General features: G+C 66.1%; 15 protein-coding genes and 1 tRNA gene. 5 read left to right on the top strand and 11 right to left on the bottom strand.

Features of this window, described 5'->3' with window-relative positions; translation table 11 throughout:
* The first annotated feature begins 20 nt into the window (after nucleotides 1-20).
* From F4U95_RS18160 to F4U95_RS18170, 3 genes are all read left to right on the top strand, one after another.
* Nucleotides 21-515, top strand: a complete 495-nt coding sequence (locus F4U95_RS18160) for a flavin reductase family protein (RefSeq protein ID WP_120251325.1) — start codon at nucleotides 21-23, stop codon at nucleotides 513-515.
* Nucleotides 516-670: 155 nt separating this feature from the next.
* Nucleotides 671-1,651 carry a polysaccharide deacetylase family protein gene (locus tag F4U95_RS18165; RefSeq protein WP_150426621.1) on the top strand — a complete coding sequence of 327 codons (981 nt, stop codon included), beginning with the start codon at nucleotides 671-673 and terminating at the stop codon, nucleotides 1,649-1,651.
* Entirely contained in the window at nucleotides 1,648-2,862 is a 1,215-nt protein-coding gene (locus F4U95_RS18170; RefSeq protein WP_150426622.1) for a carboxylate--amine ligase, read from the top strand. The genes F4U95_RS18165 and F4U95_RS18170 overlap by 4 nt, the downstream gene beginning before the upstream one ends.
* On the opposite strand, the gene F4U95_RS18175 is transcribed toward F4U95_RS18170, so the two are convergent.
* Nucleotides 2,831-3,382, bottom strand: coding sequence for an arsenate reductase/protein-tyrosine-phosphatase family protein (locus tag F4U95_RS18175; RefSeq protein ID WP_150426623.1), 552 nt, complete (start codon nucleotides 3,380-3,382; stop codon nucleotides 2,831-2,833). The genes F4U95_RS18170 and F4U95_RS18175 overlap by 32 nt on opposite strands.
* Nucleotides 3,383-3,404: 22 nt before the next feature.
* Nucleotides 3,405-3,496: transfer RNA gene (locus tag F4U95_RS18180), tRNA-Ser, on the bottom strand.
* A 235-nt stretch (nucleotides 3,497-3,731) separates the two neighbouring features.
* Here F4U95_RS18180 and F4U95_RS18185 point away from each other — a divergent pair.
* Entirely contained in the window at nucleotides 3,732-4,544 is an 813-nt protein-coding gene (locus F4U95_RS18185) for a DUF1134 domain-containing protein (protein WP_150426624.1), read from the top strand.
* 93 nt (nucleotides 4,545-4,637) lie between these two features.
* On the opposite strand, the gene dinB is transcribed toward F4U95_RS18185, so the two are convergent.
* Genes dinB through F4U95_RS18205 form a run of 4 tightly spaced genes read right to left on the bottom strand, consistent with a single transcriptional unit; the run spans nucleotide 4,638 to nucleotide 7,352 of the window.
* Entirely contained in the window at nucleotides 4,638-5,726 is a 1,089-nt protein-coding gene (dinB, locus tag F4U95_RS18190; RefSeq protein ID WP_150426625.1) for a DNA polymerase IV, read from the bottom strand.
* A gap of 41 nt (nucleotides 5,727-5,767) precedes the next feature.
* Nucleotides 5,768-6,283, bottom strand: coding sequence for a hypothetical protein (locus F4U95_RS18195; RefSeq protein ID WP_150443130.1), 516 nt, complete (start codon nucleotides 6,281-6,283; stop codon nucleotides 5,768-5,770).
* A gap of 5 nt (nucleotides 6,284-6,288) precedes the next feature.
* On the bottom strand, nucleotides 6,289-6,813 hold the full coding sequence (locus F4U95_RS18200; protein ID WP_120251320.1) for a DUF177 domain-containing protein: 525 nt from the start codon (nucleotides 6,811-6,813) through the stop codon (nucleotides 6,289-6,291).
* A 2-nt stretch (nucleotides 6,814-6,815) separates the two neighbouring features.
* Nucleotides 6,816-7,352, bottom strand: a complete 537-nt coding sequence (locus tag F4U95_RS18205) for a ubiquinol-cytochrome C chaperone family protein (RefSeq protein WP_150426627.1) — start codon at nucleotides 7,350-7,352, stop codon at nucleotides 6,816-6,818.
* 179 nt (nucleotides 7,353-7,531) lie between these two features.
* On the opposite strand from F4U95_RS18205, the gene F4U95_RS18210 reads away from it, so the two are divergent.
* Nucleotides 7,532-8,044: an outer membrane protein assembly factor BamE gene (locus F4U95_RS18210; RefSeq protein ID WP_150426628.1), complete on the top strand. Its 513-nt coding sequence runs from the start codon at nucleotides 7,532-7,534 to the stop codon at nucleotides 8,042-8,044.
* Between the two features lie 57 nt (nucleotides 8,045-8,101).
* On the opposite strand, the gene F4U95_RS18215 is transcribed toward F4U95_RS18210, so the two are convergent.
* From F4U95_RS18215 to F4U95_RS18235, 5 genes are read right to left on the bottom strand one after another with little or no spacing between them, the layout of a single operon-like run.
* Nucleotides 8,102-9,502, bottom strand: coding sequence for an efflux transporter outer membrane subunit (locus F4U95_RS18215; protein ID WP_150426629.1), 1,401 nt, complete (start codon nucleotides 9,500-9,502; stop codon nucleotides 8,102-8,104).
* Nucleotides 9,495-10,403 carry an efflux RND transporter periplasmic adaptor subunit gene (locus F4U95_RS18220; RefSeq protein ID WP_120251317.1) on the bottom strand — a complete coding sequence of 303 codons (909 nt, stop codon included), beginning with the start codon at nucleotides 10,401-10,403 and terminating at the stop codon, nucleotides 9,495-9,497. The genes F4U95_RS18215 and F4U95_RS18220 overlap by 8 nt, the downstream gene beginning before the upstream one ends.
* A complete protein-coding gene (locus F4U95_RS18225; protein WP_120251316.1) occupies nucleotides 10,400-10,615 on the bottom strand; it encodes a DUF1656 domain-containing protein in 216 nt (71 codons plus the stop codon). Before F4U95_RS18225 ends, F4U95_RS18220 begins: the two co-directional genes overlap by 4 nt.
* A complete protein-coding gene (locus tag F4U95_RS18230) occupies nucleotides 10,612-12,666 on the bottom strand; it encodes an FUSC family protein (protein ID WP_150426630.1) in 2,055 nt (684 codons plus the stop codon). Before F4U95_RS18230 ends, F4U95_RS18225 begins: the two co-directional genes overlap by 4 nt.
* Nucleotides 12,663-13,112 carry a MarR family winged helix-turn-helix transcriptional regulator gene (locus tag F4U95_RS18235; RefSeq protein ID WP_150426650.1) on the bottom strand — a complete coding sequence of 150 codons (450 nt, stop codon included), beginning with the start codon at nucleotides 13,110-13,112 and terminating at the stop codon, nucleotides 12,663-12,665. Before F4U95_RS18235 ends, F4U95_RS18230 begins: the two co-directional genes overlap by 4 nt.
* Nucleotides 13,113-13,259: the final 147 nt, after the last annotated feature.

A 13,259-nucleotide genomic window follows, 5' to 3' on the forward strand; every position in this document is an offset into this window, starting at 1 on the left:
AACCGTCTCGGGAGCAAGGCATGAGCGTGGCCAGTTTCGACAATGCGACTTTTCGCCGGGTGCTGGGCCATTACCCCACCGGCGTCTGCGTCGTCACCGCGGTAGAGGCGGATGGCACGCCGATCGGCATGGTCGTCGGCTCCTTCACCTCGGTTTCGCTCGATCCGCCGCTCGTCGCCTTCTTCCCGGCCAAAAGCTCGGGCAGCTGGCCGCGCTTGCAGGCGGTCGGCAAATTCTGCGTCAATGTGCTGGCCAGCGACCAGCTGCCGCTCTGCCGCCAGATCGCCGGTCCAGGACCGGACAAGTTTGCCGGCCTGTCCCACCGCGTGTCGGCCAATGGGTCGCCGATTCTCGACGATGTCGTCGCCTGGATCGACTGCACGCTCGACGCGGTGCATGAAGCGGGCGACCATTATATCGCGCTTGGCCGCGTGGTCGCGCTGGAAGTCGACCGTCCCGGCAGCCCCTTGCTCTTTTTCCAGGGCAATTACGGGGAATTTTCGCTGCTGGAATGAAGGATTCCGACGCCGGGCGTCGCCTTCAGGGGATAGCAAGGTTCAGGGGCGCATATTTCGGTAGAATTTCGCTATCGGACATGCCGGAGACATATTACCCCTCCTTAACCCGCATCATCTAATGCGGATGCGCCGCCCCCGGACCGGACCTTTTGATGACCGCGTTGCTGATCACCGTCGATACCGAACTCTCCTCCTCGCTGCATCAGCGTGGGGTGAGCCTCGCCGACAATGTCGATCGGTCGATCTGGGCGCGGACGCGGTCCGGCGCTTTCGGCATCGGCTGGCAGATGGAGCAGCTCGACCGCCATGGGCTGAAGGGCGTCTTCTTCGTCGATCCCATGCCGGCGCTGGTCCATGGCACCGATTTTATGGCCCCCATCGTCCACGCCATCGTCGCGCGCAGGCATGAGGTGCAGATGCATATCCATACCGAGTGGCTGGCCTGGGCGAAGGATTCGCCGGTCGGCGGTCGGCAGGGGCGCAATATCGGCGACTTTTCGCTGGACGATCAGATCATCCTGCTCGGCCGTGCCAAACAGCTGTTGGAACAGGCTGGCGCGCCCGCCATCAGCGCCTTTCGCGCCGGCAATTTCGGCGCCAATGACGATACGCTGCGCGCACTTGCGACTCTGGGCGTTGCTTGGGACAGCAGCGTCAATCCGGCCTATCTCGGCCGCGAATGCGGCATTTCAGCCGACCGGGCACAGATCGGCGCGACTCGTGCGCAAGGTGTCGTCGAATTGCCGGTATCGGGCATAGAGGACCGGCCCGGCGGTTTCCGCCCGGCCCAGATCTGCGCCATGTCCGCCGCCGAGATGCGCGCCGGCCTGCGCCATGCCGTGCGGGAGGGGCATGACGCCTTCAATGTCGTCACCCATAGTTTCGAAATGCTCTCCCGCGATCGTCGGCGTCCCAATGGCGCCGTCATCGCCCGGTTTCAGGCGCTCTGCCGCGATGCTGCCCGGTTGCGCGGCGTCCGGGGTGCGGGCTTCAACGACTTGTCCGTGGATCTCGCCGACCGGCCGGCCCGCACGCTCAGCCGCGCCGCGCCCAGCCGGCTGCGCACCGGCCTGCGCCTTGCGGAGCAGGCCCTGGCGACCTGGCGCTACGAACATCGGCTGGTACCTGCGTGACCGCATTGCCCGGTGCGATCGTCCTGGGTCTGGAAAACGCCATCGGCCTTGCGGTCGTGCGCGATCTGGGCCGGCATGGCGTACCTGTGCATGGCATCGCGCGCGATTGCGCCTCCATCGTCACCGCCTCGCGCTATTGCACCGACTGGACGCAGCGCCCGGCCGGCCCGATCGCCGACTGGCTGCCCGGCCTGATCGCTCGCACCGGCGCCCGCGCCGTTCTGGCCATTTCCGAAACCGACCTGCTGCAACTCTCGACCCTGCCGGCGATGATCGGCGATTGTCACATTCTCGTCCCCCGGCCGCAGCAGCTCGAACGGGTGCTGGACAAGATGCAGACGTTGCAGGCGGCGACGGTGGCGGGGCTGCGCGTGCCACAGACCTGGCAGCCGCACGCTGACGAGGATTTCGCCGCCCGTACCGCGCAGATGCGTTACCCGCTGGTCGCAAAATGGTCCAATCCGCCCGAAATCATGGGTCTGCTCGAACGAGCGGGCCTGGAATGGATCAAGACCGACTATATTCGCGACGCCGCCCAACTGCTCGCCTTGCTGGACCGCTATGCGCCGATCGGCCGCTGGCCGTTGATTCAGCAATATTGCCGGGGCGTGGGCCTAGGCCAGATGCTCTATATGGCAGGCGGGCAGGCGACGCTGCGCTTCCAGCATCGCCGCCTGCACGAATGGCCGCCCGAAGGAGGCGTTTCCACCCTTTGCCGCGCCGAACCCGTGAACGCGCATGGTGCGCAAATGGCGCTGTCGGAAAAGCTGTTGCAGGCGCTCGATTGGGAAGGGCAGGCGATGGTCGAATATCGCTACGAACCCGACAGCGGCCATTATTGGTTGATGGAGGTCAACGGTCGCTTCTGGGGCAGCCTGCCGCTGGCGCTCCATTGCGGCGCCGACTTCGCGTGGGAGGCCTATCGTCGCACCGTGCTGCGCCAGACCGACCCCGCCCCCCCGCCGCGCGACGATCTGCGCGCGCGCTACATGGTGCCCGAAACCAAAAGGCTGGCCCGCATCCTCCTCGCGCCCGGCCGCATCGACGATCCTTTTTTCCGTCGCCGTCCGGTCGTCGATCTGGTTGCCTATCTGCTGGCCTTTTTCGACCCGCGTGCGCGCTATTATGTGTTCAGCCGCTCGGACCCGCGGCCCTGGCTACGCGACATGGTGCAGATCGTCAGGAAAGCCGTGCGCCGGGAAAAGCCCTGACCAATTGCGGGATCGCCCGGTCGATCCGCATCAGGCACGTCGCCATGTAGCGATCGTCAAGGCTGTAGGGATCATGCAGATGCGGCAACATCGGCCGGGTCCACTGGCCCAGCAGCATGCGCGGCATATCTTTCAGGCGCGGATCGCCGGCCAGCCGGTGCAATTGCCGCACCTCCATCGCCAGCAGCAGGTCGCCGTCCTGCGGTTCATGATCCTGCATATCGATCGCCTGGTGCGCCGACAGGTCATGGCCCAGCGCCGTCGCCGCCACGATGGCGGGCGGATGGGCACCGCGCCCGCTGGTGGTGGACAGGCCGAAGGAAGCGACGTTCAGCCCTGCCTTCTTTGCGGCCACATCGGCAAAGGCGCTACGGCAGATATTGCCCTGACACACGAACACCAACCGCCGCACCTGCGCCACATCGGGCGCACGGCTGGCGGATCGACCCAGCAAAAGTTGAAGATAGGATAGGGCGAGCCGGACAAGCCCACGAAAGGTACCGAAGCGGGACTTGATCATCGCGCGGAACCTATCGAAAAAATGGCGGAGACGGAGGGATTCGAACCCTCGGTGGCCCCTTAAGGCCACGACGGTTTAGCAAACCGCTGGTTTCAGCCACTCACCCACGTCTCCGCACGAAATTTGTCCACCTTCACAGGGGGACAATGGCTGGGGAGGGGCTATAGCGATGGCTTTGCTGCATGGCAACGGGCTGGATCAGGAATTTTCGCCTCTTCCGCATTTTTCGTTCCGGCGCGGAATCGACTCGGGTCGCCGTTCGTTCATTGTCGTTTCAGCTTGCTGGTCGCAATGCCTGTATCTGGGTCTATATATGGCTATGACGCGCGCTTTTCGGGGAGTATCGGGCATGATCGGCATCAACGGGCAGATAGGTGCCCGCATCGCGCGAGCAAGCTTGCTGGTCGCCGCGCTGGCGGGCATGGCGCTGACGCCGCTTGCGGCCTCTGCGCAGGTGCGTACGATCGATCCCAACAGCGCGATCGATTCCGATCTCGCGCCGCCGCCGCCGACCAACAGGAACCCCACCGATCCCGGCGTCGATTCCAGCGTGGATCGGGGTGCGACGCCGTACGAACCGAATCTGGATGCCGGTGTTCCGCCCGTCGCCAATGGCGGCAACACCGCGACCGGCGCGCCCGTGACCACCAATTCGCCGCCTGCCGCGATGGCGCCGGGCGAATCCTATCAGGAAGACGATCTGATCGGCGCTGCCGAAGGCGTGTTCGGCAAGGGGGCCGAAGGGCTGGCCGGCATGATCGAGAAAATTCTGAAGGATCAGGGGCGCCCCAACGCCTATATTTCCGGGCGTGAGGCGTCGGGCGCCTTCGTCGTCGGCCTGCGCTATGGTTCGGGCACGCTCAACCACAAGGTGGAGGGCAAGCGCGAAGTCTATTGGACCGGCCCGTCGATCGGTTTCGACGTCGGCGGCAATGCGGCCAACACCTTCGTCCTGGTCTATAATCTCTACGACACGCAGGATCTCTACCACCGCTTCCCCGCGGCGGAGGGCACTGCCTATCTCGTCGGCGGCTTCACCGCCTCCTATCTGCGCTGGGGCAGCGTGGTGCTGATCCCCATCCGTCTCGGCGTGGGCTATCGGCTGGGCGTCAACGCGGGCTATATGAAATTCACGGAAAAGCGGAACTGGTTGCCTTTCTAAATCAGCACAAGCACCCCTCCCGCTTGCGGGAGGGGCATCTAGGCTTGGCGAGCCGTAGGCGAGTTTAGCCGCACCGGGGTGGGCACGGCGCTTCTATAACCCCAACGCCAGCTGCTCCCCCTGATCCGCCTCTTCCTCTCCCTCCAGATTATGCACGCCCAGCCCGAGCAGCCGCGCGCCCATGCGCAGCGGCAGTTGCGCGACCAGCAATTCCCGCCCGGCCTGCGCCAGCAACTCCGGCGACCGCACCGGCGCTGAAAAACTGCGCGAGCGGGTGATGATCCGGAAATCGGCGAACTTCACCTTCAGCACCACCGTCCGGCCCCAGGCCCCGGCTTTCTCGATCCGCGTCCACAGCGACGCGGCGATCCGCTCGATCTCCGCCACCAGCGCTTCTTCTTCGATCAAATCGTCGAAAAACGTATCCTCGACGCTCACCGATTTACGCCCTTCGCGCTCGCGCACCGGCCGGTCGTCCTGCCCGCGCGCCGCGCGATAATAATAGTCGGCGGCACTGCCGAAATGGCTCTGGAGGAATCGCATGTCCCGCTCGCGCAGGTCCGCGCCCGTCTCGATTCCCAATGCCTGCATCCGCTTCGCCGTCACCGGTCCCACGCCATGGATGCGCCGCACCGGCATTGCCGCGATGAAGGCGGGCCCCTCGTTCGGCCGCACCACGCATACCCCATCGGGCTTGTTCTGGTCCGATGCCAGTTTGGCGATCAACTTGTTGTAGGACACGCCGGCCGATGCGGTCAGCCCCGTCTCCTCGCGGATCATCCGCCGAATCTCCTGCGCCACCGCAGTTGCCGACGCGATGCCCGGCTTGTTCACCGTCACGTCCAGATAGGCTTCGTCCAGCGACAAGGGCTGGATTATGTCGGTGAAACGGCTGAAAATCTCCCGAACCTGCCCCGATACCGCGCGATAGACATCGAATCGCGGGGGCACGAAGATCAGGTCGGGGCAGAGCCGCCGCGCCCGCGCGCCCGGCATGGCGGACCGCACGCCGAACTTGCGCGCTTCATAGCTGCACGTCGCCACCACCCCGCGCGGCCCACCGCCGCCCACCGCGATCGGCAGGCCCCGCAGCGACGGATCGTCGCGCTGCTCCACCGACGCATAAAAGGCGTCCATGTCGATATGGATGATCTTGCGCAGCGGCGGCAGCGAGGCGTCCATGCCGGACCCTATGCCACAGCCAGGAACGAAAGGGAAACAGATCAGTCCTGCAGACGCAGATTGTCCAGCAAGGTTTCCAGATGCGCGCGGCTGATTCGGCTCCACACATTATAGGTGCAGCCCTGACCCGCGACCCGCATATAGGCCAGCGATTCGAGGCCCTTGCCCTGCGCGTTATCCGCCGGATAGGGCTGCGCGCCGACCAGCCCGTAGCCGGCAAAAGCGGGGCCGGGCAAGGCGGGCAGGTCGCGCCTGTGCGGCCATTGCTTCGTCAATCGCGCCCGTTGCGCCGGCTCCGCCTCACCATCCATGGCGATGATCCCCGGCCCGGCAAAGCCGTAGGCGCTGCGCAGCCCCGGCAGGTCGAACGCCACCGCCCATCCGCCGCCGAATTGCGCCGGTCGCGCCTTGCCCTTCACCCCGCCGTCCGACAGCAGCGCGAGCGGCGCGCATGTCGCGCGATTCTCGGCCATGTCCCATTGCGCTCGCGCGACATCCTCGCCGATCATCGGGGCGGCGCCCGCGGCAACCAGCATCAGCGCGACCAGCATGGGCATGCCTCCTACTTCTTGTCCGTCAGCCCCAGCAATGCGGCAAAGGGACTGGCCTGCTCCTCGCTCAGCACGCCGGCCTCCTTCAGATAGCGGTCGGCATCCGGCGCGCGGGGAAAGGGCGTCATCGCCAGCGCCATCGTTTCGGCCACCGCTTCGCCCATGTCGATCACATGGCCGTCATAGCCGATCGTGTCGCAATCCTCGGCGTCCAGCTCCAACTCGTCGGCCTCCTGCGCCTCCTCCTTGTCGACCACGAAGCGCAGGACGAAATCGCTGTCGATCGTCTCGGGCACCGGCACGCCGGTCGCCACGCAGGGCTGGGCCAGCGCCGCACGCACCCGGCCGCGCGCCGTGATGGCGCCATCTTCGATCGCCAGGCCATAATCCGCCTCCAGCCGATCCAGCGCCGCCAATCCGAACCGCCTGGCCAGAGCATCCCGCTCGTCCTGCTTGGCGGCGATGTGCAGCTTAGGGGCCAGCCGGCCGATCGCGTCGGCCTTGTGGGTTCGGGAAAATTCCGGTGTCGCTGTCATAGTCATCCTAAATCTCCGGTCAGCAGCGCGTCGTGCGACAGGCAGCCCAGCCGCGTCCAGCGCGCCCGCAGCGTGCCCTCGACATGCGCCAGCGCCTCCTCGCTCACCTCAGCGCCGCGATACAGGTTGCGCCGCAGCGCCTCGGTCAGATCCGCGTCGTCCGTCAACGCTGCGCGATAGGCGCTGATCCGCCCGCCCAATGCGCTCATCATGCGGCCGACATGCTTGCCGACCACGACATCGCCCACGCCCTCCTGCCGCAACTGCCCGTCCATGTCATCGACGAACAATTCGGTCAGCCACACGCTGTCCTGTGCGCCCCGCTGCCCCGGCGCCTGCTGCTCCAGACGGATCAGCACCTGCGCCAGGATCGCGACGATCATGTCGAACCGCCCGTCCAGCGTGTCGGGCACCGCGCCCTCGACATACCAATGCGGTTGCCGCCCCTCCCGGATCACGGCGTTATAGAGCGGCCGCAGCCCCTCCTTGGGATCGGTGCGCCCGAACAGGCGCTGGAGGAAGGAGGGGGAGGCAGACATGGAATCACAGCTTTTCATTGACGGATTTTCATATACGGGTCGGGCCATCATGCGCCGTCCGATATTTTGCGCCCCTTGCCGGAGCTTACGCAATTCCATATTGATCGCTGCGTCGCCCAATGCAATGGCGGCATCAGGTTTCTTGAAGGTTCGCGGGCCCGCTCCCGCAGGAGAAGTTCATGCGTCAGTTCAGCCGTCACTCGTCACGCGGGCGCATCCTGCTCGCTGTCGGCCTCAGCGCGTTGGTGCTGGGCGCATCGGGCTGCACCCGCATCCGCACGCATCAGGGCTATTCGGTGGACAAGCTGCTGGTCGATTCGGTTCAGCCGGGCATCGACAATCGCGCTTCGGTGGAAGGGACGCTGGGCCGCCCCAGCTTCGTGTCGCAGTTCGGCGAGCAGGATTGGTATTATGTGTCGCGTGACATGCGCGCGCTGGCCTTCTCCAATCCCAAGCCGGTGGACCAGACGGTGCTGCGCGTCCGCTTCGATCCGGCGGGCAATGTGACCGCGATCGACCGCATGGGCCTGGAGCAGGTCGCCCACATCTCCCCGTCGGACGACAAGACCCCGACGCTGGGCCGTAACCGCAGTCTGTTCGACGAGATTTTCGGCAATATCGGCGCAGTCGGCGCCGGCGGCATGGGCGGCGGCGGTGCCGGCCCCAATGGCGGCGGCCCCAACGGCAGCTGATAAGCGATCAAAAAGGCGGAGCCTCCCAAGGCCCCGCCTTTTTTCTTGGCCCCGGATTTACTTCCAGCCGCCACCCAGCGCCAGGAACAGCGCAATCTGGTCCTGCACCAACTGCGTCCGCGCCGTTGCGGCGCTGACCTCCGCGCTCGCCAGACTGCGCTGCGCATCCAGCAGCGACAGGAAATCGCCACGTCCGAAACGGAACAGCTTGCCGGCCTGTGTGGCGGAGAGCGCTGCGCTATCCCGCGCCCGGTCCAGCGCTGCCGCCCGCTCTGCATCGCGGCGATAGGTTTCCAGCGCCGTCTCGGTCTGACGCAGCGCTTCCAGCACCGTCCCGTCGAACCCGGCCAGATCGCCTTGCACCCGGGCTTCCGATTGCGCGATCCGCGCCCGCACCACCGGCCGGTTGGGGAAGCTCCAGCTGATCAGCGGCCCCAGGCTGAAGCCGAAGGCCGATCCCGACCCGAAATCCTTGAGCGGGCCGGACAGGCCGACCGATCCGCCGATGCTGACCTGCGGATACAGATCGGCCGTCGCCACGCCCAGCCGCGCCGTATCGCCGGCGATCGCTCGTTCCGCCTGCCTTATGTCGGGCCGCCGCCGGATCAGCGCCGTACCATCCCCCACCGGCAAAGGCGCGTTCAGCGTCGGTAGCGCGGCGCAACTTTCCACCTCACGGGGATAATCGGCGGGTGGCCGACCCATCAACGTCGCGAGTAGATACAGGCCATTCTGCCGCTGCGCCTCGAACGCCGGCAGGGCGGCCGCGCTGCTGTCCACCGCCGCCTGCGCCCGGCTGACGTCGAAGGCGGTGCCGCGCCCGCCCTTGGCCAGCCGCCGGGTGGCGTTGGCGGTATCGCGCTGCAACGCCACCACCTTGCGATTGACGCCCAGGCTGTAATTGGCCGCGCACACCTGCGCATAGGCTTTGGCCGTCGCCGCCGCCACGCTGACCCGCACATAATCGCGTGCCGCCGCGCTTGCCTCGACATCGGCATTGCTTGCCTCGATCGCCCGCTTGATCCGGCCATTCAGGTCCAGCGGGTAGGAAGCCGACAGGCCGAGATCATAGGCGATCGTGCCCGGCAGATGTTGGGTCACGCCCGACGGCCGCGACAATGTCTCTCCGCCGCTGATGTTGGTGCTGATGGTGCGCCCTGCCTCCGCCTCCAGCAGCACGGCCTGCGCCTGGGCCAGATTGGCGTCCGCCTGACGCATATCGGTATTGGCGGCCAGGGCCTGCTCGATCAGGCTGTCCAGCTGCGGATCGGCATAGAGCGTCCACCAATGATCGGGCAGGTCGGCCTGCGCAAACAGCGCATCGTGTCCCGAATGAAAGGCCCCGGTCGCGCCCGGCGCGGTCGCAACGGACTTTTCAGGCCCATGATAATCCGGCCCGGCCGTCGCACAGGCCGTCAGCGCCAGCGCCAGCAGCGGCGCGCAGGACAGATTACGCATGACGGCAATCCCCCGGCTTCCCGTCCTTGTCCTTCTGTGCCGGCTGGACCGTCACCGTCGCGGTGCGGCCCGAAATCAGCCGCAGCCCGGCCGGCACCTTCTCTATCTTCACCCGCACCGGGATGCGCTGCGCCAATCGCACCCAGCTGAATGTCGGTTCGACTGCGGGCAGCAAATTGCCGCTATTGCTGCGGCTGTCATCATTGATGCCGAAGGCGATGCTTTCCACCCGGCCATGCACATCCTGCGCTTCGCCCATCAGCCGCACCGTCACCGGCGCGCCGATGCAGATCAGCCCCAGCTTGGTTTCCTCGAAATAGCCTTCGACCCGCACCGAATCGCTGTCGATCAGGGCCAGCGCCTGGCTGCCCGCGCCGACATAGTCGCCCGGATGCAGGTCCAGATTGGTGACGACGCCATTGACCGATGCCACCACTTTCGTGCGCTTCAGGTTCAGCGCAGCGGCATCGCGGCTGCTCAGCGCTTCGGACAGGGCGGCCTGCGCCGTCTCCACCTTGGCCAGATTCTGCTCATGGGTTTCGGCGGCCACCAGATCGCCCAGCGCCATGTCGCGTCGCGCTTCCCGCCGGGCCTGCGCCAAGGTCGCCTGCGCGCTGGCGATGCGGGCGCTGGCTTCCTCCAGCGCCATGGAATAACGCGGCGTATCGATCACGAACAGCAGGTCGCCGGCCTTCACCGTCTGATTGTCATGCACCGCCACCGACGTCACCAGCCCGCTGATGTCGGGCGTCACCCGCACCACGTCGGACCGTACCCGCCCGTCGCGGGTCCAGGGGCTGCGTTCATAATGATTCCACATCCAGATCGCGACCAGAGCCGCGGCGATGACGAGGATGATGGTGGCGGCGCTGCGAATCAGCGTCGTAGTCAGGCGGTTCATAGTCGGATTCCAAGGGTGGGGACGAGCAGGGCGAGGCCGCCCAGCAACAGGATGAAGAGGCTGAGGTCCACCGCCGCGCGATAGGCGAGGAAGCGGTAGAGGCCGAAGGCGCCGATCAGCCGGGTCAGACCCCAGCTCAGGATCAGCGCGACCAGCCCTAACAGGAGCAATGTGGGCATATAGACGCCGCCCAGGGCGATTTCGCCGGTCATGCCGCGATCCTCCGATAGGCGTCCGCGTCGGGAAACAGGTTGCGGCGCAGGCTGACCAGCCCCAGCACGCTGTCCCGGCGCACGAACAGGCGCGGGTTGGCGGACAGGTCCGCGATCGCGCTGTCGATATCGTGCAGCAGCGACGGATCGGCCGCCGCCGGCGCATCCGGGTCCAGCCCGCGATAATGGCGACTGACCCCGCCCAGCACGGCGGCCAGCGGCGCGCCTTCCTGTGCGGGCAGGTCGAGCCTGAGTTGCCGCAACTCGCCGATCGCGACCCCGGTGCGCAGGTCGCGCAGGGCATCATAAAGCGGCTTGCCGCTGTCGGCGCGGGTCGCCGCCAAACGCGGCGCAAGCAGGGCGATACGGTCTAGCATCCGGTTGATCCATCCCCGCACATCGGGCGGGCTCATCAGTGTAGCGCGATTGGCAATATCGGCCCATCCGGCCCGCAACGTGCGACGGATCGCCCGTTCGACCCCGGCCGACTGCAACAGCCCGGCCATCAGGATCGCGAACCAGATGCCGATAATCTGCGCCACCGCGCCATTGGCATAACTGGCAAAGGCATTGATATAATGGTCCGACAGCAGCACCGGACTGCCCAGCCCCAGCAAGGTGGGCAGGGCAATGCCCATCCAGCGCGGCGACGCCATCATCGCGCCCAGCAAGAGCAGGGCCGGCGAATAGGCCAGCGCCAATTGCCCGAACCCGTCGAGGCGCGGCATGATCGCATAGCCATAAAGCGCGCCCAATGCCGAAGCGGCGACGGTGCCGATCATGAAGCCTTTGAGCGGCGCCAGCGGATTGTCCACCGCCGCGAACAGCGCCAGGAACACGCCGGCCAGCATCACCGCGCTGCCGCCATCCTTCCATCCGCTCAATATCCAGATGGTACAGCCCAGCGCGATCGTCACGAAGGCGCTGAACGCCGCGCGCGCCGCGCTGGCATAGTCGCGATGCAGTTCGCGGTTGCGCCGCCCCTCCAGCAATTCGGCGACGCGTGGCGTCACGGCGGCGCGGCTGTGCGTCACCATCTGATCATAAAGGTCGCGGCAATCGCGATGCACCGCGATCAGCGTGGCGAGCCGGGCATAGAGGCTGAGGCGCATCATGTCGGCCCAGCCCATGTCGGGGGTCGCCGCCGGTTCCATCGCCACGCAGCGATCGATCAGCCGCTGGGCATTGTCCGCCCTTGCCAGATTGTCGCTCACCGGCGTGTCCAGCCACAGCCGCACATCGGCGATCAGCGTTTCGACCTGCGCCGGCACCGTGCCGTCATTGGCGGCCTTCAGCTGCGCCAGCCGGTCTTCCGCCGCTGCGCCCAGCGGCAACAGCATCGACAATTGATCCTGCAACGCCCTGACGGTGCGCACGCGCGGCGCCAGCCGACTGATGTCGAAGGGCAGATGGATCGACATCTGATGCAATTCCGTGACGTCCTGCGCCAGCCGGCGGCGCTCCGCGTCCAGCCCGGCGACCGGCTCGGTGGCGATCGCGTCGCGGGTCCAGCGTTCGGCATCGCGCAGCATCGATTCCACCCGCGCCAGCAGCACGCCGGTGATGGATCCGGGCAGGACGACGCCATGGATCAGGCTGCCGCAGGCGATGCCGATCAAAATCTCCTGCACGCGCAGCGCCGCGACGGTGAAGATGGTCTGGGGCGTGTCGACGTCCGGAAAGACGATCAGGCACGCGGTATAGCCGGCCAGCACGAACATATAGCCGCGCGGCGTCCGGTCCAGCAGCGACACGAACACGCACAGCGCCAGCCACGACGCCATGGCCAGCACCAGCAATTCGGGCGCATTGACCAGCGGCGGCACGATCGCCACGGCAAAGATCGCCCCGACCAACGTACCGATCGCGCGGAATACCGCCTTGGAAATCACCGCGCCGGCCATCGGCTGGGCGACGATATAGCTGGTCAGGAACGCCCAATAGGGCCGCTCCAGCCCGATGCTATAGGCAACGAACAGGGCCAGCATCGCCGCCGCCAGGCATTTGAGGGAAAAGAGCGCCGCCGGCACTCCGAACCGGTCGCCGATCATGCAGCGCTCCGTCGATCGGCGATCCTCATGCTCAACAGGTCGAGCAGCCAGACCGCCGATTCTATCGCCTGTTCGGGGACGTCCTCCAGCAATTCGACGCGCAGGGAATCCAGCCTGCTTTCGATCCGGCCGACCAGTTCCTGCCCCGTCGGGGTCAGGCTGATGATGTTGGATCTCTTGTCGTCGGGGTGCGGGGTCCGTTGTACGAGTCCGCCCGCCTGCACCTGATCCAGCGTCCGCACCAGCGAGGGCTGGGCGATGTCCAGCGACTCGGCCAGCTCGCTCTGCCGCACCTCGCCGCCCAGTCGATCGATATGGATCAGGCACCAGGCGGCACTGTTGGACACGCCGAATTCCGCCAGCACATTGTCGGCCAATTGCCGCCAGGCGCGGGCGACAGGCGCCATCTTGTGCGCCAGCGCGCGTTTGGGTTCCGATAAGGGCATATTCATTAGATAGCTAACTAATGGAATTTGTCAATGGAATGTTGCTGTCTCACTCGTTGTCGCACTTGCCTGCATCAATGCGGCCTTTTCAGATTCTCCGTGCCGAAAATACAGAGAGGCCCGAATCACGGGGATTCGGGCCTCGCC

The sequence above is a fragment of the Sphingobium limneticum genome, assembly GCF_008710165.1.
Classification (GTDB): domain Bacteria; phylum Pseudomonadota; class Alphaproteobacteria; order Sphingomonadales; family Sphingomonadaceae; genus Sphingobium; species Sphingobium limneticum.